Genomic DNA, 18,778 nt, shown 5'->3' on the forward strand with positions numbered 1-18,778 from the left:
CGGTAAAGACGCAATTATTAGGATTGAATCCTAATTATAGATCGAATTTTGGTGAATAATTCTAACATTTTTCGGGGTGGACCGAAAGGGTGGAAAAACCGTTCGCAAATGCGTCGGCACGCATTGATTTTGCCCGGTTTTATCCCGGTTGAATGCACAACGCCGCCAGACATGAGCTGGCGGCGTTGTGCTTTGTTAATATTCATCTCGGTTATTCAGGCTTGCCGTATCCGCCACCAGTCGGCGTGATGACGGTGAAGGCTTCACCTGCTTCCAGAACAGTCTGGTCGCAATTTCCTAATACGTCGATGGACCCGTCCTTGCGACGCACTTCATTACGGCCGGTCTGGCCAGCTTCGCCGCCTTCCAGACCGAAAGGCGCCACCCGGCGATGACCGGAAAGAATGGCAAATTCCAGCGTTTTCAGCGCGCGGATCGTGCGCCTGGTGCCGTCGCCCGCGTGCCATTTGCCCCTGCCGCCGGAGTCCTTTCGAATATGGAAGTCTTCCAGCAAGACGGGGAAGCGGGTTTCCAGAATTTCCGGGTCGGTCAGGCGCGAATTGGTCATGTGGGTGTGCACAGCATTGGCACCGTTGAAACCGGGACCGGCGGGCGCGCCGGAACAGATGGTTTCGTAATACTGATATTCATCATTGCCGAAAGTTAGATTGTTCATCGTGCCCTGCGCTGCGGCCATCGCCTTGGTCGCGCCGAACAGGCAGTTGGTGACAGCCTGACTGACTTCGACATTGCCCGCCACGACCGCCGCTGGATATTGCGGAGAGAGCATCGAGCCTTCCGGCACAATGATCCTGATCGGTCGCAGGCAGCCCGCATTCATCGGAATGTCGCCCTCAACCAGCACGCGGAAGACATAAAGCACAGCCGCGCGGGTGACGGGCTCTGGCGCATTGAAATTGTCGGAACGCTGTTCCGACGTGCCGGTGAAATCGACCGTCGCTTCGCGCTTTTCCTTGTCGATGGTGACGCGCACCTCGATTTGGCAGCCCTGGTCCATCTCATAGGTGAAATGGCCGTCCGGCAGCTTGTCGAGTACGCGGCGCACGCTTTCGGCGGCATTGTCCTGAACGTGGCCCATATAGGCTTTCACGACATGCTCGCCGAATAGGCCGATCATCTTTTTCAGCTCGGTCACGCCCTTTTCGTTGGCCGCGATCTGCGCCTTCAGGTCGTTGACGTTCTGCGTCAGGTTACGGACAGGGTAGGTCGCGCCAGTCAGCAGAGCGGCAAGCGCCTCTTCGCGGAAGGTGCCGCGATCGACCAGCTTGAAATTGTCGATATAGACGCCTTCCTGCTCGATATTGACCGCAAGCGGCGACATGGAACCCGGCGCAATGCCGCCAATATCCGCATGGTGCCCACGGCTTGCCACCCAGAAGCGGATTTCACGATTGTCGTCGTCGAAAACCGGCGTGCAGACGGTGAGGTCGGGCAGATGGGTGCCGCCATTATAAGGTGCGTTGATGAGGAACACATCGCCCGGCTTGATGTCGCTGTTTTCGCGGATGGCGGTGGCGACCGACGCATCCATGGAACCGAGATGCACCGGCATATGCGGCGCATTGGCGACAAGATTGCCTGCCGCGTCGAAAACCGCACAGGAAAAGTCGAGACGCTCCTTGATATTGACCGAATAGGCAGTGTTTTGAAGCGTAACGCCCATCTGCTCAGCAATGGACATGAAGAGATTGTTGAAAATCTCCAGCATGACCGGGTCGGCTTCGGTGCCGATGGCCGTGCGCGCAGGCAGCGCCTTGATGCGCGTCAGCACGACGTGGTCATGCGCAGTCAGGCGGGCCTGCCAGCCATCTTCGATAACGATAGTCTGGTTTTTCTCGATGATGATCGCCGGGCCGGTGACAGTCTGGCCGCGTTGCATCTGCTCGCGCAAGACAACGCCCGCGTCGTGCAACTCGCCCTGCGAGAAGAAGCGGGTCCGCTTGGCGGTTGCAGCTTCCAGATCGCTGTCGAGCGATTGGGCGCTTTCGGTTTCGCCTGCGCCACCACCCACGGCTTCGACTTCCACCGCGTCGATAACGAGAGCCTTGTTCTCCGCAATGAAGCCGAAACGGCGCTTATGGGCCGCCTCGAACTCGGCGCGAAGGCGGTCGGCATTGTCCTTAGCAGGGAAGGTGGCTTCAACGGAGAGCACGGTGTCGGTGCCCGCATAGCGGATGTGGGCGCGCAGATGACGCTGCACGGCTGCGGCTTCTATGCCTTGAGCCAGAAGTTCGGCCACGCATTCCTGCGCCAGTTCTTCACCCAGTTCTTTCAGGGCTGAAGGCGCTGCCGGATCGAGCGCGACGCCGAGCGCCTTTTGACGGGTGGCGCGAATATCGGCCAGACCCATGCCATAGACGGACAGCAGACCGGACATTGGATGGAGGAGAATATTCTTCATGCCAAGCGCATCGGCAACGAGACAGGCGTGCTGGCCACCCGCACCGCCAAAGCAGTTGAGCGCATAGCGCGTCACGTCATAGCCGCGCTGGACGGAAATTTTCTTGATGGCCTCGACCATATTGGCCACTGCAATGCGGATGAATCCATCGGCAACGGCTTCCGGCGAGCGACCATCGCCAATTTCGGCTGCGAGCGCGGAGAAAAGTTCCCGCACCCGCTCCACATCGAGCGTCTGGTTCTGGTCCGGGCCAAAGATTGCCGGGAAAAATTCCGGCAGAAGCTTGCCCAGCATGACATTGGCATCGGTGACGGCGAGCGGTCCACCGTTGCGATAGCAGGCCGGACCGGGATTGGCGCCCGCCGAATCCGGGCCGACGCGGAAACGTCCGGCGTCATAATGCAGGATCGAGCCGCCGCCTGCGGCAACGGTGTGGATCAGCATCATCGGTGCCCGCACGCGCACGCCAGCCACTTCCGTTTCGAAAGCGCGTTCATATTCGCCATCGAAATGCGCGACGTCCGTGGAGGTGCCGCCCATGTCAAAGCCGATGACTTTCGGAAAGCCTGCCGTTTCGCCGGTTCGGGCGAGGCCGACAACGCCACCAGCCGGGCCGGACAGGATTGCATCCTTGCCCTGAAACAGATCAGCGGCCGTGAGACCACCCGACGACATCATGAACATGACGCGCGCGCCGGTGCGCTCGACATCCAGCTCATTGGAAACCTGCGCAACGTAACGGCGAAGAACCGGCGACAGATAGGCATCGACGACTGTAGTGTCGCCACGACCGACCAGCTTGATCAGCGGCGAAACCTCGTGGCTAACGGAGACCTGCTCGAAGTCGAGACCGCGCGCAATGCGAGCAATTTCAGCCTCATGTGAGGGAAACTTAAAAGCATGCATGAGCGCGATGGCGACGGATTTGTAGCCCTGTTCCTTCAGCGCAACCAGTACGGCTTCGGCCTCGGAGGGATCGAGAGCCGTTTCAACCGTGCCATCCGCCTGAACGCGCTCATTCAGTTCCACGACCTTTTCATAAAGCGCTTCCGGCTTGATGATTTCGGTCGCGAAGATGTTCTTGCGTTCCTGATAGCCAATGCGCAGCGCATCACGGAAACCCCTTGTGGTAACAAGGGCCAGCCGCTCGCCCTTGCGCTCCAGAAGCGCATTGGTGGCGACCGTCGTGCCCATGCGAACTTCGCCGATGGCACCGGCGGGAATCGTTTCACCGGAGTTCAGGCCCAGATGCAGGCGAATGCCGTGAACGGCGGCATCCTTATAGGCAGACGGGTTTTCGGAGAGAACCTTGCGTGCATGGAGCTGGCCCTGCGGATCCCGCCCGATGACGTCCGTAAACGTACCGCCGCGGTCGATCCAGAAATCCCATACTCCGCGTCCCGTTCCGCTCATCGCTGGCTCCCTCACACAAGTTATAAAGCGGGTCGCATTTATCCTATTAGGGTGACGCGCTCTCAGTATTTGTTTATACGCACATCCCGAAAACCGTTTCACCCTTTTCGGGGTATATTCCAAAATCTTCTTGGCGACTGGCTGCGCGACAGCCTTGACCCCGCTTTGATCCCATTGGCAGGACTTCCCGATGAGCGTGCTTTTTGAGAAAACCTATCCGCGTACCGTTCATGCGCTTGTCGATCATTTTCTGAAACCGGAAATGCGCGACGCGAAGGTGGAAGCCTGGCTGTTCGATGACCAGCCGAGCCGCTTTGCAGCGGAAACGAAGCTGCGCGAAGCAGGCGTCGAGGCGCGCCTGCGCTCGGCTTACAAGCCGCTCCTGCATTTCTTTCTGGAAGAAGTCGATGGCGCGGCGCTGAAGTCGGCTGCGATCCGCTATCCACGCCACGAAGCCTGCGTGCAGAACCGTTTCCTGCTCGAAACCTATCCTTTGTCAGTGCTGCTGCCGGAGGCGGAGGTGGCTTTTGCAGCTTCGGACAAAGACGATTTTCATTATGAAGTCGATCTGACCTTTACCGATGGTCATAGCGAGAAGCACCGGGTTTTTGCCCCGAACCGCGTGCATGTGGATTTCATCGGCGAAACGCTGGTCTCGCCAACCGGCTGGCTGACGGTCACGCAAGGCGGCAAGACTGAAAGCGCGCGCTATGAAACATCCTATGAAAAGCTCTTTCATGACACGGTTTCGACCATCGCGGCCCATGACTGGAAGCGTGGCGAACCTTATTTCGATGAACTGAACATTACGGTCAGCTTGCCCATCACCGACCGTCGCCTGCCTTACGATGAGGAAACGCTGAGCCTCACCGAAGCCATGCACGAGGATATCTATTTCTCGCTGCTTGAAGTATTTCAAAAAAAGTCCAGTCGTCCAGTGGGTGATCGTGGGTTGCAACCGGGCCAGATTGTGCCAGAAGTCTGCTTTCGCGATGCCGAGCCGTCGGTCAGAGTGGAAACGAGACCGCTTTCCACCGATGACGCGCTGACGGCAGAACAGGTGCTGGAGACGGCGCAAGCGCCGCTTTCCGCCGATCAGATCCGCCGTGAACTCGCCCGTCTGGGCGGTGAGCCGTTCGAGGCAAAAACCCGTTCGGGCAGAGCGGTGCGCGCGACCTATCGCAAGGGCAGCGATGCCGCGATGATGATCAGCGCCGGTCAGCATGCCAATGAAACGACGGGCGTTGTCGGCGCGTTGCGTGCGGCCAATCGGCTTGTCACGCGCGAAGGCGCGCATTTCACGATCTCCCCGCAGGAAAACCCGGATGGATACGAGATACACAAGCGGCTTTGCGCACTGCAGCCGCACCACATACATCATGCGGCGCGCTATACGGCGCTGGGTGATGATCTGGAATATCGCAGCGGCGAGGGGCTCTACGAAAAGGCCATTCGTGTCGAGGCTGAAAGGCTGACGGATGCGAAACTGCACGTCAACCTGCATGGTTATCCGTCGCATGAATGGACGCGCCCGCTCTCAGGCTATGTGCCGCGTTCCTTTGCCATGTGGACGCTGCCGAAAGGCTTTTTCCTGATCATCCGCCACCATGCCTCATGGGAGAGGCACGCAGAGGAACTGATCGACCGCGTAACGAAACATCTGGCCGCGATTGACGGGCTGGTCGCTTATAACAACGCCCAGATCAGGCTTTTCGAGCAGCATGCAGGCGAAACGGGTTTCCGCATCATCAACGGATTTCCGTGCCTTGTCGGCGTCGATGACCGACATACGGTGCCAATGACGCTCATCACCGAATATCCGGACGAAACGGTCTATGGTGATGCTTTCGTCAAGGGCCATACCGCGCAGATGGAAACCGTGCTGGCATCCTACGATGCCTTGCAGGCGCTGTTCCCATCCACGCCGGTTGCCTGAACGGTCTCGATTTCGAGAGTGAACTTTTATAAAGGAAAAAAAGCGCCGTTTAGCGGCGCTTTTTCATGTTTAACATCTGCTGGTTGAGATCAACCGCTGATCAGCTTCACTTCCATGAAGTCTTCGAGGCCCCATTTGCCGCCTTCGCGACCGTTGCCCGACTGCTTGTATCCGCCGAACGGGCTGCCCGGAGCGCGGGACGTGCCGTTGATCTGGATCATGCCTGCGCGAAGCTTGCGCGCAACGCGCTTGGCGCGTTCCGGGCTGCCGGTCTGGATATAGGCGGCCAGACCGTAAGGCGTATCGTTGGCGATGGCGATAGCTTCTTCTTCCGTTTCAAACGGGATCATGGCCAGCACTGGTCCGAAGATTTCTTCGCGGGCGATGGTCATGTCGTTGTTCACATCGGCGAAGACGGTCGGCTTGACGAAGTCGCCTTCGGTGAAGCCATCCGGGCGGCCAGTGCCGCCGGCAACGAGGCGTGCGCCTTCATCGATGCCTTTCTGGATCAGCTTTTGGACCTTTTCGAACTGAATCGACGAGGAAAGTGGCCCGATATGATCGCCTTCTTCCGCAGGATCGCCAACCTTAGTGCCTTCGGTGACCTTCTTCGCGAGTTCGACGGCCTTGTCATAGACCGAGCGCTCAACCAGCATGCGCGTCGGCGCATTGCAGGACTGGCCGGTATTCTCGAAGCAATGGGCAAGGCTGCGCTCGATGGTCTTTTCCAGATCGCTATCGGCAAAGACGATGTTCGGCGACTTGCCGCCGAGTTCCAGCGAAACGCGCTTGACGGTTGCCGCTGCGGCGCGGGAAACCGCCGTGCCTGCGCGCGTCGAGCCGGTGAAGGACATCATGTCCACATCCGGGTGCTGCGACAGCGCTTCGCCGACCACCGGACCTTCGCCATTGACGAGGTTGAACACGCCCTTCGGCAGACCGGCTGCATCGACGAATTCCGCAAACAGCATCGCCGACATCGGTGCGATTTCGGACGGCTTGAGCACGACCGTGCAGCCAACCGCAATCGCGGGAATGACCTTCAGCGCAATCTGGTTCATCGGCCAGTTCCACGGGGTGATCAGCCCGCAAACGCCGATCGGTTCGTGCACGATGGTCTGGTTTGGAAATTTCGGAGAAAGAATTTCTTCGAACTCGAAACTCTCGAAGGCAGCGACAAAAGCCTTGATATGCGACACGCCAACGGCAGCCTGCGATTCACGCGCAAGCGTGATCGGCGCCCCCATTTCGTGCGAAATGGCCTTGGCCATTTCATCCATGCGGGAATCGTAGATTTCAGCAATACGGCGGATATAGGCGATACGCTCCTTCGCGGGCGTTTCGGCCCATGCAGGGAAGGCTTTGCGCGCTGCCGCAACCGCGAGATCGATATCGGCAGCCGAACCGCCAGAGATCACCGCATAGGGCTTTTCATTGGCCGGATTGACGACTTCGATGCTCTTGGCGTCGATTGGAGCCCGCCAGGCGCCGTCGATATAAAAATCCGTTTTCTGAACCAGGTTCTTCTGAAGCATGGCGCTTTCCTCCGTCGTTTTTGAATTCCCATATGTTGTTCTGCAAGCGGATCCAGATCGAACCGGTTACATTTGCGGGCAACTCTAATGCCCGGATATGGCAGCGTCAAAACAGAAGGACGGATGGAACCATCAATTTTTCTTATTCATTATCGTAGGCTTCGACATCGATGCCGAGCGACACAAGGCCTTCCTCGATATAATCGCCCAGAAGCGGTGTTCCGATCAGGTATTTTGCCTCGCGCCCATTATGGCGTTCGCTTGCGGTGGATAGCGCGTCGTCCCATTCCTCTGCCGAGAAATCGCCGCGCCCCACCCACATCAAGGCGAGCAATTCGATACGCTGATCTTCGTTCAGCGAGCGGATGGCGGCGAAAAGCTCTTTCCGGGTTGGGTTGTCAATTGACGCATCGAGAATATCGACATCCCTGTCGTCGCCGGGATTGGAGCCGGAATCCTCGTCCACCGCAGGCACTTGCACGTCATATTCGCGCGCCTTTGATATAATGAATTCCAGATTCTCCAGATTGTTCGTCAGCTCGACCATCGAATACCTCCGTTACCGGTTTTCTCAGCGTCTTTCTGATTATAGGGCGTCCGCTTCACGCAGGCGATAGCCAACACCGGTTTCGGTGAGAATATATTGCGGCTGGTCGGGCAGGGCTTCGATCTTGTGACGAAGCTGGCGCACATAGATGCGCAAATATTGCACGTCTGCCGCCGGACCCCAGACGTAATTCAGAATAAATTGATGCGTCAAAACCTTGCCCGCATGCTGCACCAGAAGGCGCAGAATATCGTATTCTTTGGGCGAAAGCTTGATGTCGTTGCCATCGACCCTGACGATGCGCCGCACCAGATCGACCGAAAGACCACCGCTCTGGAAAATCGGCTTTTCGCCTTGCTGTTGCAGCTTGTGGCGGAGCGCAACGCGCATGCGTGCCGCAAGTTCGCGCATACCGAAGGGCTTGGTCACATAATCGTCGGCGCCGAGTTCGAGAGCTTTCACAATGCCCACTTCGTCGGTGCGGCTCGAAAGAATGAGGATGGGCAGGCTGCGCCCTTCCTGTCGCCATTGCAGCAGGAGCCGGTGCCCGTCCATATCCGGCAGGCCGAGGTCGAGCAGTACCAGGTCTGGACTTTCTGCCTCAATCTTTTCGATCGCTTCGGTAGCATTGGCGGCTTCAACGGTCGTGTAACCCTCGGTGGTCAGCCCGACGCGCAGAAGTTTGCGGATCGGCGGTTCGTCATCGACGATCAGCACTTTGACGCTTTGCATATTCATTGCGTTGTTTCCGTTTCAGCGTCGCCGGATGGAAGCGGCAGGGATATGACGAAGACCGCGCCCGCACTGCTGTGGCCGCGATTGCGGGCGGATAAGGTGCCGCCCATCGCTTCGACAAAACCGCGCGCGATAGAAAGGCCAAGGCCTGTACCCGCTTGTACGTGATCACCCTTGCGAACGCGATAGAAGCTGTCGAAAATCCGTTCCGTGTCGTCGGCGGGGATGCCCGGCCCCTGATCGGCAATTTCCAGAATAAGCCGCGTGCCGCTGATATGGGCTTCGATGGTAATTTCAGAGGCGTCCGGCGCATATTTCGCGGCATTGTCGAGAAGATTGAACAGAACCTGTTCAAACAGCACCGCATCCAGCCGCAGCATCGGCAGATCGGCGGGTACTGATACGCGCACCGCATGGCGCACAAGAATTTTGGCGGCGCGGTGCAGGGCAGCGCCGACAATATCGCCGATATAATGCGGGGAAAGGTTCGGCTCCATCGCGCCTGCTTCAATCCGGGTCATGTCCAGAAGATTGGCGATGAAGCGGTTGAGACGTTCCGACTGATCCACGATGGTCTGATAAAGATCGGCCTGATCTTCAGCGGGCAAAGAGCCGTGATATTCACGCAATGTGGTGGCCGCACCCATGATGGCCGCGAGCGGGGTCTTGAGGTCGTGCGAAATCGAAGTGAGAAGTGCGGAGCGCAACTTGTCGGTTTCCGCAGCAAGCTTCGCCCGCTCGACATCCTCCACCAGTTGCACGCGCTCGATGGCGATGGCGGCCTGATCGGCCAGCGCTTCGAACAGTCTCTGCTGCTCTGGCGTGAGTATCGGTCCCTGCCGGTCATTGTCGAGACCGATAACGCCGACCGAGGTTCGCGCCGTGCGCAGTGGCAAGTAAAGGCGGCGCGCGCCGGGCAGCGTATCCGCACCACGTCCTGCGGGCAGATTGTGCTCCCATGCCCAATGGGCAGCGGCGATATCGGCATCGTCGAGCGTGTCGTCCGGCGGATATCCGGCGCGCACCGCGATGCTTTCGCGTTCCGGCAGCAGGATGACGGCTCGCACCTTCAGCATGGACGCGATCTGGAACGCCGTTGCCCAAAGGACATCGTCCAGCGAACCGGTGCCCGCGAGCTTTTTGCTGAAAAGATAGAGATCCTCCGTCATGCGCGCGCGCTGGCGCGCCGATGCCGCCTGACGCTGCACGCGGCTTGCCAGATTGCTGGCCACGAAACTGACGAGCAGGAAGAAGACGAGGGCGACCACGCTTTCCGGGTCCGCAATGGACAGGGTGTAAAGCGGCAGGAGAAAGAAGAAATTATAGGCGAAAGCGCTGATGACGGACACAAACAGCGCTGGCCACAGGCCAAGCGTTACTGCAACGCCGAGAACGCCGACCACGAAGACCAGCGCTATGCTGCGCACGTCGAGAAACTGGTCGAGCAGCAGCCCGACGGCGAGCGCCGCCGTGATGACCGCCATGCCAATCACATAGGGCAGGAGTTGCAGGCTCGCGGTTGGCGCGGCGGTCTTGACCTTGCGGGCAGCATTTGCCGCCTCCTGATCAATGCCAGCGGTGATGTGAACATCGATGGCGCCTGCCCGGCGGATCAGATCGTGCCCGACCGAACCTTCGATGATTTCACGCCAGCGCGGCTTGGCCGATTTGCCGACGACAACCTGCGTGAAATTATGCGTGCTGGCATAGCGGATAATGTCTTCGGCCACCGACTGGCCGGGAATGATGATCGGTTCGCCGCCCAACTGTTCGGCAAGGCGCATGGTTGCCGACAGCCGGTCTTTTTCATCCTCCGACATGGTGGCCGAGCGGGGTGTTTCAATGTAAATGACCGCCCATGGCGCGCGCAGCCGGTCGGCAAGACGGCGCGCATAGCGCACGAGAGACGCGCTACGCGGTCTTTCATCCACGGCAACAAGAATACGGTCGCCGGCAGCCCACGGACCCTCAATAGCATGGGCGCGCATATGGGTGAGAAGCTGTTCGTCCACCCGCTGCGCAGTGCGCCGCAGTGCCAGCTCGCGGAGCGCCGTCAGATTGCCGGGCGAGAAATAGTTGCGAATTGCGCGCTTCGCGGTCTTTGGAAGATAGACCTTGCCTTCATTGAGCCGTTTGATGAGGTCGCCCGGCGTCAGGTCGATCAGCTCTATATCGTCGGCGCGGTCGATAATGCTGTCCGGCACGGTCTCACGAACGCGAATGCGCGTGATCTGCGCCACCACATCATTCAGGCTTTCGACGTGTTGAATGTTGAGCGTGGTATAGACGTCTATCCCTTGCGCGAGGATTTCCTCCACATCCTGATAGCGCTTGGGGTGTCGGCTTCCGGGCGCATTGCTGTGGGCGAGTTCATCCACCAGAACCAGCTGCGGACGGCGCGCCAGCACGGCGTCAATGTCCATCTCTTCCAGTTCATGGCCATGATAGGCGACGCGGGCGCGCGGAATGATTTCCAGCCCATCGACCAGTGCTTCGGTGTCGCGGCGGCCATGGGTTTCGACAACGCCGATAACGATATCAACGCCATCGGCCTTGCGCGCCCTGCCGGACATCAGCATTTCATAGGTTTTGCCGACACCGGGTGCTGCGCCCAGAAATATCTTCAGGCGGCCACGCGTTTCGCGCTCCGCCTGTTCGAGCAGGGCATCGGGAGAGGGCCGTGTGTTGTCAGCGCGAATGTCGTCCGACATCAATGATAATGCTCCTGCGAAGCGGGCGGCGACATGAGCGCCACCCGCAATCTACCTCATTTTGCTGCGGTTCTGTCCAGAACTAGATTGAGTTTCAGGACATTGACCACAGCTTCGCCGAGAAAGCCGAGTTTTCGGTCTTCCACCTGCTGCTCCACAATGCCGCGCAGCGTGGCTTCGCTGATACCCCGCGCCTTGGCGACACGCGGTATCTGATAAAAGGCTGCTTCCGGCGAAATATGCGGGTCGAGACCGCTGGCCGAAGTGGTCACGAGATCGATAGGGATCGAGGCGGCAGGCGCTGACTGTTTTAACGATTCCGCCTCGCTCTTGATCCGCTCGACCAAGGCGGGATTGGTCGGGCCGAGATTGGAGCCGCCGGAACTGGATGCATCGTAGCCATCCTTGCCTGCGGCAGATGGGCGACCGTGGAAATAACGGTCACTGGCAAAATTCTGGCCGATCAGTTCAGAGCCGATGACCGTTCCATCCTTCTCGATCAGGCTGCCATTGGCCTGTTGCGGAAAGATTGCCTGCGCAAGGCCTGTCATGCCGAGCGGATAGATAAACCCGGTAATCACGGTGAGTGCGACGATCATGACCAGTGCAGGGCGAAGTTGCTTCAACATGGGTGAAAATCCTTATGCAAGGCCAAGGGCAATGAGGGCCATGTCGATGGCCTTGATGCCGATGAACGGAACGATGACTCCGCCGAGACCGTAGATGAGCAGGTTGCGGGAGAGCAGGGCGCCTGCGCCAACGGCCTTATACTTCACGCCTTTCAACGACAGCGGGATCAGCGCCACGATGATGAGGGCGTTGAAGATGATGGCCGAGAGAATAGCGCTTTGCGGCGTGGCGAGGTTCATGATGTTCAGCGCGCCAAGCTGCGGATAAAAAGCCAGAAACATGGCCGGAATGATCGCGAAATATTTCGCGATATCGTTGGCGATGGAGAAAGTCGTGAGCGCGCCGCGCGTCATCAGAAGCTGCTTGCCGATTTCAACAATCTCGATGAGCTTGGTCGGATCGCTGTCGAGATCGACCATATTGCCCGCTTCGCGGGCGGCAACCGTACCAGTGTTCATGGCGACACCCACATCGGCCTGCGCAAGCGCTGGCGCATCGTTGGTGCCATCACCACACATGGCGACCAGTTTGCCCTTGGCCTGTTCCTCGCGGATAAGCGCCAGCTTGTTCTCCGGCGTTGCCTGCGCCAGAAAATCATCCACGCCCGCTTCCGCAGCAATTGCTGCTGCCGTCATGGGATTGTCACCGGTGATCATCACCGTGCGGATGCCCATGCGCCGCAATTCGGAAAAACGCTCACGAATGCCGCCCTTGACGATATCCTTCAGATGGATAACGCCGAGCAGCTTGTCATCCTTGATCACGGCAAGCGGCGTGCCGCCACCCTTGGCAATGGTGTCGGCGATGGCTTGCAGTTCGTGAACGGTTTTTGCATCCGAAGTCGCGTTTTTCAGCACGGCATCCACGGCACCCTTGCGAATGGACGAACCGTCAATATCAACGCCGCTCATGCGGCTCTGCGCCGTAAAGGGCACAAAAGTCGCATGCAGGCTTTGCATATTGCGACCGCGAATGGCGTATTTTTCCTTGGCCAGAACCACGATGGAACGACCTTCCGGCGTTTCATCGGCAAGGGAGGCGAGTTGTGCTGCGTCGGCCAGTTCCTGTTCGCTTACGTCGGTGATGGGCATGAAGGCTGTTGCCTGACGATTGCCAAGCGTGATCGTGCCGGTCTTGTCCAGAAGCAATGTGTCTACATCGCCTGCCGCCTCCACCGCACGGCCCGACATGGCCAGCACATTGAAGCGCACCAGACGGTCCATGCCTGCAATGCCGATAGCTGACAGCAGCGCACCGATGGTGGTCGGGATCAGCGTAACGAACAGGGCAACCAGCACGATGACGGGGATATAGCCGCCCGCATAGGTCGCGAAGCTTGGAATTGTCACCACGGCCAGAACGAAGATCAGCGTCATGCCTGCAAGCAGGATGTTGAGCGCGATTTCGTTCGGCGTTTTCTGGCGTTCAGCACCTTCCACAAGGCTGATCATTTTGTCGATGAAGGTCGAGCCCTGCGCTGCCGTGATGCGCACCCTGATCCAGTCGGAGAGGACCTGCGTACCGCCGGTGACGGCGGAACGGTCGCCGCCGGATTCGCGGATGACCGGTGCGGATTCGCCGGTGATGGCGGCTTCGTTAACCGAGGCGACACCCTCGATCACTTCGCCATCGGAGGGGATGATGTCACCTGCTTCAACGAGAACGATATCGCCGACCTTGAGGCTTGTTCCGGCCACGGTCTTGTAATCGGTCTTGCTGTCGCCGCTCAGAAGCTTGGCCTGGGTTTCAGTGCGGGTGCGGCGCAATGATTCCGCCTGCGCCTTGCCGCGCCCTTCGGCAACGGCTTCGGCAAAATTGGCGAACAGCACTGTAAACCAGAGCCACAGCACGATCTGGGCAGAAAAGCCGACATTGCCGCCGCCTGTGGCAATGTCCTTTGCAAGCAGTACCGTGGTGAGCGCCGAAACGACGGCCACGACGAACATGACCGGGTTTCGGGCGAGGCTTTTCGGGTTCAGTTTGCGGAAGGCATCGCCGACCGCCGGGATAAGAATACGGGCATCGAGAATGCTCGCAGATTTGGACTGGCTCATAACGAGGCTCCAGTGGATGTTTTGCGAAGCGGACGCTCAGATCAGCCGGATGGCGAGAAACAGGATGAGCATCACGGCAAGGATCGACAGAATGCAGTTCGATGGTTTCAGCATCACAAGGTCTTTCCCTGGATCAGAGCGAGGTGTTCGGCGACGGGGCCGAGCGCCAGCGCGGGGAAGAAGATCAGCCCGCCGACAACCAGAATGACGCCGATCAGCAAGCCCACGAACAATGGACCATGGGTCGGGAAGGTGCCGGCCGATTGCGGAGCGATTTTCTTGGCGACCAGCGATCCGGCAATGGCCATGGCGGGAACAATGACGAGAAAGCGCCCCATCAGCATCGCAAGCCCGATGGTGATATTGTACCAGGGCGTATTGCCGGAAAGCCCGCCGAAAGCCGAGCCGTTATTGGCCGTGCCGGACGTATAGGCATAGAGGATTTCCGAAAAGCCGTGCGGTCCCGGATTGGCGATGGAGCCAAGGCCAGCCGGAATGACGGCAGCGATTGCGGTAAAGCCGAGGATCGACAGCGGCAGGCACAGCACGGCCAGCATCGCCATTTTGACTTCCCTGGCCTCGATCTTCTTGCCCAGATATTCCGGCGTGCGACCGACCATCAGGCCAGCCACGAAAATCGCCACCACAACGAACAGGATAATGCCGTAAAAACCTGCGCCGACACCGCCGATGATGATTTCGCCGAGCATCATATTGATCATCGGGATCATGCCGCCGAGCGCCATCATGCTGTCATGCATGGCGATCACCGCGCCACAGGATGCGGCAGTCGTGACCACGGCGAAAAGGGCGGTCATGGCGATACCGAAACGGGTTTCTTTGCCTTCCATATTGGCACCGTCGATGCCGAGTGCGTGGATCAGCGGGTTGCCGGCAGCTTCTGCCCAGTAACAAATGGCAACGCCTGCAACGAACAACACGCCCATGGCCGCGAAAATGGCCCAGCCCTGCTTTTCATTGCCGACCATGCGGCCAAAGACATTGGTCAGCGATGCGCCGATGGCGAAGATCGCAACCATCTGGATCATGTTCGAAATGGCGTCCGGATTTTCAAACGGATGCGCGGAATTGGCGTTGAAGAAACCACCGCCATTGGTGCCCAGCATCTTGATCGCCAGCTGCGATGCAACCGGCCCAAGCGCGATGACCTGCCGCGCGCCTTCAAGCGTCGTGGCCTGCGCATAGGCGCCAAGCGTTTGCGGAACGCCCAATGCGACGAAGGCAAGCGTCATCACGATGCAAATTGGCAGCAGGATATAAAGCGTGCAGCGCGTGAGATCGACCCAGAAGTTACCAAGCGTTTTCATGGATTTGCGAGAGAAAGCGCGGATAAGCGCTATCGCGATCGCCACACCCGTTGCAGCCGAGACGAAGTTCTGCACCGTCAATCCGGCCATCTGCGTCAGATAGGACATGGTGCTTTCGCCGCCATAGTTCTGCCAGTTGGTGTTTGTCACGAAACTGGCGGCGGTGTTGAAGGCGAGGTCAGCGGGCACATTGCTCATGCCCATGGGGTTGAAGGGCAATGCACCCTGAAACCGCTGCATGGCATAAAGCAGAACGAACCCGGTCAAGTTGAACAGCAGCATGGCGGCGGTATAGCTCGTCCAGTGCTGTTCCTCGCGTTCGCCAGTGCCTGCAAGGCGGTAGAGCCCGCGTTCGACCGGAACGAGAATTGGCGAAAGGAACGTTCGTTCGCCGTTGAAGACGCGCGTTAAATAGAAGCCAAGCGGCTTTACGAGCAGAATGATGATCCCGCAAAAAACGAGGATCTGTATCCATCCATTGATTGTCATGGTTTTTCCCAAGCCCCATTGGGCTGCAGCTCAGAACCGCTCCTCAGAACCGCTCTGGGCGAATGAGCGCATAAAGAAGGTAGATCGCGATGAAGATGGCGACCAAAGCGCCAGCGATATATTCGATCAGCATGTCACGCCCTCAAAGCTTTTCGCAGACGCGCAGATAACCAAAGAGCAGACCGAAAAAGCCGATGCCGATTGCCAGGACGGCGATGTCCATAATGTCGTCCCCTTGCGGGGCTCCCTGTTGGTGAAGGCTTTCGCCAGGCAGGGATTATGTGACGTTACGGCATAGGGTTTCGAGACAGGGAAACGGGCCGCGATATAAAAATCTCATATAGAAAATGGAATAGTGGACGGCAGCTGTCCGGCTGACGATCCAGAAAAAATCACGTAAAATCGAATTGTTACGGAATGGTGCTCACGCTTCAGATCGAAGCGACTGCCCGGCCTGCCGCCCGCCCGGAGAATATACAGCCGCCCAAGAATGTGCCTTCCAGCGCGTTATAGCCGTGATAGCCGCCACCGCCAAAACCGGCGGCTTCGCCTGCTGCATAAAGGCCGGGAACCGGTTCGCCGTCCTCGCCCAGAACTGCCGATTGTAGGTTGGTGTGCAGGCCACCCAGCGTCTTGCGGGTCAGGATATGCAGTTTGACGGCAATCAGCGGGCCGTTGGCAGGGTCGAGCAATGCATGCAACGGCACGGCCCGCGTCAGCCGGTCGCCGATATAGGCGCGGGCATTATGGATCGCCATGATTTGCGCATCTTTCGTGTAGCGGTTGACCACTTCAAGATCCCGCGCTTCGATCTGGTCGCGAATGCGCCGCACATCGAGCAGTTTATCGCCGCTCAAAGTGTTCATGGCCGCGACCAGTTCTTCAATCGTCTTGGCGGTGATGAAATCCGCACCTTTGTCGATAAAGGCCTTCACGGGCGGCGGTGGCGCTTTGCCGAGGCGACTTTTCAGCAGCAGCTTCCAGCTTTTGCCGGTCAGGTCCGGGTTCTGTTCGGAGCCGGATAGTGAAAACTCCTTGCGGATGATCTTCTCAGTCAGAATGAACCAGGAATAATCATATCCGGTGGAGAGAATATGTTTGAGCGTGCCGAGCGTATCGAAGCCGGGCAGATAGGGAGCCGGTAGCCGGTTGCCGCGCGCGTCGAACCACATGGAGGAAGGACCGGGCAGAATGCGGATGCCATGATTGGGCCAGATCGGGTTCCAGTTGCGGAGACCTTCGGTGTAATGCCACATGCGGTCGGCATTGATGACGTGCCCGCCTGCATTGACAGCCATATCGATGCCGCGTCCGTCCACATGGGCTGGAACACCAAGCACCATTTCCTTCGGCGGATTGCCGAGCCTTTCGCGCGGCCATGCCCGGCGCACGCGTTCTGGATCGCCGCCAATGCCACCGGATGTTACGATAACGCTGTCAGCGCCAAAGGCGAATTCCCCAATGATCTCGCGGGATGATGGTTGCCCGCGCTCAACGGTGGAAGGGGCCAGCACTTCTCCGAAAACGCCGGTGACGCGTCCGTTTTCGGTGGTGATTTCATTGACGCGGTGACGGCATTTCAGAGTCACCAGTCCTTTCGCCATTGCCGTCCGCAGCCGCTGTTCGAAAGGGGCCACCACACCCGGCCCGGTTCCCCAAGTGACGTGAAAACGCGGCACGGAATTGCCATGCCCATGGGCCTCAGCGCCGCCACGTTCGGCCCAGCCGACAACGGGAAACCAGCGCATGCCAAGGCTATGTAGCCATGGGCGCATTTCTCCGGTTGCAAATTGCAGATAGGCTTCGGCCCACTTCCGGGGCCATAGGTCTTCCGGCCTGTCAAACTGCGCCGAGCCGAACCAGTCCTGCGCGGCAAGATCGAAACTGTCCTTGATGCCGAGACGGCGTTGTTCCGGCGTGTCGATCATGAACAGGCCGCCCAGCGACCAGAAAGCCTGACCGCCGATGGAATTCTCGCCTTCCTGTTCGAGCAGGATGACTTTTTTGCCCGCGCTGGTCAGCTCGCTCGCTGCGGTAAGGCCCGCCAGCCCCGCACCGATAATGATCGCATCCGCATCAGCCATTCCCACATCCTCCCCGCATTTTGTGCGCATGGTGGCGGAAGCGGAAGCATCTGGCAAGAACCGGCGAAAGCCTCTCAACCAAAGAAATACGGCATGACCCAATCGGCGATCAGCTTGATGGAAAGGCCGAACAGCGTCAGTTGTACCAGCAGGAAGAAGGGACCGTCAGGAAGAAGCCGCGTCAGTTTGGCGCCGGCAAAAGTGCCGATGACTGCCGACGGTATCAGCCAGAGGCCCATCGACAGGTCGAGATTGGAAAACTGCTGCAACTGCCAGTATGGCACCAGCTTCACGGCGTTGACGATGGCGAAGAGGATCGTCGATGTGCCCGCGAAAACAAGCTTTTCCAGATGCTGCGGCAGCACATACATCTGAAAGGGCGGCGCGCCGGAATGCGACACGAAACTGGTGAGGCCGGTGAGAATGCCCCAGAAGACGCCGCCCGGAACATCGGCCTTGCGGGCTTTTCTGCGATAGCGGGCGCCGATCCAGGCATTGAGGCAAAACAGGATGCCGACCAGCCCGACCAGCATGCCAATGAAAGTGGCGGAGAGGTGCGAGCTGAACACCCAGCCCACACCGACACCAACGATGGCCGCTGGCGTAAGGATGGCGAGATTGCGCGCTGAATAGTGATGTCGGTAGAGATAAAGCCCGAACATGTCGCTGATGACATAGATCGGCAGCAGCAAGGCGGCGGCTGTCACAGGCGAGATGACAAGCGCCATCAGCGGAACGGCAAGCGTACCGACCGAGGGCAGGCCGCCTTTCGACATGCCGACCAGAAAGGCCGCAGTGACAGCGATTGCCAGATAAAGGGGGGTATGTTCGATCATGCGGCCGCTGCTGTCGGGGATAGGCTCCGGGCAGGATGGCCCGAAGGGTCAGGAGAAT

Annotated in this window: 12 protein-coding genes; 1 reads left to right on the forward strand and 11 read right to left on the reverse strand. The window is 58.8% G+C overall.

Translation table 11 applies throughout. The features are described 5' to 3' along the window. Positions 1–211: 211 nt before the first annotated feature. Positions 212–3,835: a hydantoinase B/oxoprolinase family protein gene (locus ABWW11_RS16830; RefSeq protein ID WP_319080504.1), complete on the reverse strand. Its 3,624-nt coding sequence runs from the start codon at positions 3,833–3,835 to the stop codon at positions 212–214. Positions 3,836–4,025: 190 nt separating this feature from the next. Between ABWW11_RS16830 and ABWW11_RS16835 the strand changes: the two genes are divergently transcribed. Further along, positions 4,026–5,771: a M14 family metallopeptidase gene (locus ABWW11_RS16835; protein ID WP_109367229.1), complete on the forward strand. Its 1,746-nt coding sequence runs from the start codon at positions 4,026–4,028 to the stop codon at positions 5,769–5,771. Positions 5,772–5,860: 89 nt separating this feature from the next. On the opposite strand, the gene ABWW11_RS16840 is transcribed toward ABWW11_RS16835, so the two are convergent. From ABWW11_RS16840 to ABWW11_RS16885, 10 genes are all read right to left on the reverse strand, one after another. Further along, entirely contained in the window at positions 5,861–7,306 is a 1,446-nt protein-coding gene (locus tag ABWW11_RS16840) for an aldehyde dehydrogenase family protein (RefSeq protein ID WP_109367230.1), read from the reverse strand. Positions 7,307–7,448: 142 nt separating this feature from the next. Then, positions 7,449–7,853, reverse strand: coding sequence for a DUF3775 domain-containing protein (locus ABWW11_RS16845; protein WP_109367231.1), 405 nt, complete (start codon positions 7,851–7,853; stop codon positions 7,449–7,451). A gap of 39 nt (positions 7,854–7,892) precedes the next feature. Beyond that, entirely contained in the window at positions 7,893–8,591 is a 699-nt protein-coding gene (locus tag ABWW11_RS16850; RefSeq protein WP_109367232.1) for a response regulator transcription factor, read from the reverse strand. Continuing rightward, positions 8,588–11,299 carry a DUF4118 domain-containing protein gene (locus tag ABWW11_RS16855; RefSeq protein WP_109367233.1) on the reverse strand — a complete coding sequence of 904 codons (2,712 nt, stop codon included), beginning with the start codon at positions 11,297–11,299 and terminating at the stop codon, positions 8,588–8,590. Before ABWW11_RS16855 ends, ABWW11_RS16850 begins: the two co-directional genes overlap by 4 nt. A 56-nt stretch (positions 11,300–11,355) precedes the next feature. After that, on the reverse strand, positions 11,356–11,928 hold the full coding sequence (gene kdpC / locus ABWW11_RS16860) for a potassium-transporting ATPase subunit KdpC (protein ID WP_109367234.1): 573 nt from the start codon (positions 11,926–11,928) through the stop codon (positions 11,356–11,358). Between the two features lie 12 nt (positions 11,929–11,940). Further along, positions 11,941–13,983 (reverse strand): potassium-transporting ATPase subunit KdpB, encoded by a 2,043-nt coding sequence (kdpB, locus tag ABWW11_RS16865; RefSeq protein WP_109367235.1) that lies wholly within the window; start codon positions 13,981–13,983, stop codon positions 11,941–11,943. Positions 13,984–14,096: 113 nt separating this feature from the next. Then, the gene (kdpA, locus tag ABWW11_RS16870; RefSeq protein WP_109367236.1) at positions 14,097–15,800 is read right to left on the reverse strand and encodes a potassium-transporting ATPase subunit KdpA; all 1,704 of its coding nucleotides are present in this window, start codon (positions 15,798–15,800) and stop codon (positions 14,097–14,099) included. A 43-nt stretch (positions 15,801–15,843) separates the two neighbouring features. Continuing rightward, on the reverse strand, positions 15,844–15,933 hold the full coding sequence (gene kdpF / locus ABWW11_RS16875) for a K(+)-transporting ATPase subunit F (protein WP_078336841.1): 90 nt from the start codon (positions 15,931–15,933) through the stop codon (positions 15,844–15,846). Positions 15,934–16,231: 298 nt separating this feature from the next. Next, positions 16,232–17,884, reverse strand: coding sequence for an FAD-binding dehydrogenase (locus tag ABWW11_RS16880; RefSeq protein WP_109367237.1), 1,653 nt, complete (start codon positions 17,882–17,884; stop codon positions 16,232–16,234). A gap of 74 nt (positions 17,885–17,958) precedes the next feature. Further along, positions 17,959–18,720: a sulfite exporter TauE/SafE family protein gene (locus tag ABWW11_RS16885; RefSeq protein WP_109367238.1), complete on the reverse strand. Its 762-nt coding sequence runs from the start codon at positions 18,718–18,720 to the stop codon at positions 17,959–17,961. Positions 18,721–18,778 lie beyond the last annotated feature (58 nt).

The organism is Brucella sp. NBRC 113783, assembly GCF_040372265.1.
Classification (GTDB): Bacteria; Pseudomonadota; Alphaproteobacteria; order Rhizobiales; family Rhizobiaceae; genus Brucella; species Brucella teleogrylli.

Coding starts and splice junctions, on each gene's coding strand:
- ABWW11_RS16885 (WP_109367238.1), bottom strand. CDS start 18,720: ATGATCGAACATACCCCCCTTTATCTGGCAATCGCTGTCACTGCGGCC.
- ABWW11_RS16855 (WP_109367233.1), bottom strand. CDS start 11,299: ATGTCGGACGACATTCGCGCTGACAACACACGGCCCTCTCCCGATGCC.
- kdpF (WP_078336841.1), bottom strand. CDS start 15,933: ATGCTGATCGAATATATCGCTGGCGCTTTGGTCGCCATCTTCATCGCG.
- ABWW11_RS16845 (WP_109367231.1), bottom strand. CDS start 7,853: ATGGTCGAGCTGACGAACAATCTGGAGAATCTGGAATTCATTATATCA.
- ABWW11_RS16850 (WP_109367232.1), bottom strand. CDS start 8,591: ATGAATATGCAAAGCGTCAAAGTGCTGATCGTCGATGACGAACCGCCG.
- kdpA (WP_109367236.1), bottom strand. CDS start 15,800: ATGACAATCAATGGATGGATACAGATCCTCGTTTTTTGCGGGATCATC.
- ABWW11_RS16880 (WP_109367237.1), bottom strand. CDS start 17,884: ATGGCTGATGCGGATGCGATCATTATCGGTGCGGGGCTGGCGGGCCTT.
- kdpB (WP_109367235.1), bottom strand. CDS start 13,983: ATGAGCCAGTCCAAATCTGCGAGCATTCTCGATGCCCGTATTCTTATC.
- kdpC (WP_109367234.1), bottom strand. CDS start 11,928: ATGTTGAAGCAACTTCGCCCTGCACTGGTCATGATCGTCGCACTCACC.
- ABWW11_RS16835 (WP_109367229.1), top strand. CDS start 4,026: ATGAGCGTGCTTTTTGAGAAAACCTATCCGCGTACCGTTCATGCGCTT.
- ABWW11_RS16830 (WP_319080504.1), bottom strand. CDS start 3,835: ATGAGCGGAACGGGACGCGGAGTATGGGATTTCTGGATCGACCGCGGC.
- ABWW11_RS16840 (WP_109367230.1), bottom strand. CDS start 7,306: ATGCTTCAGAAGAACCTGGTTCAGAAAACGGATTTTTATATCGACGGC.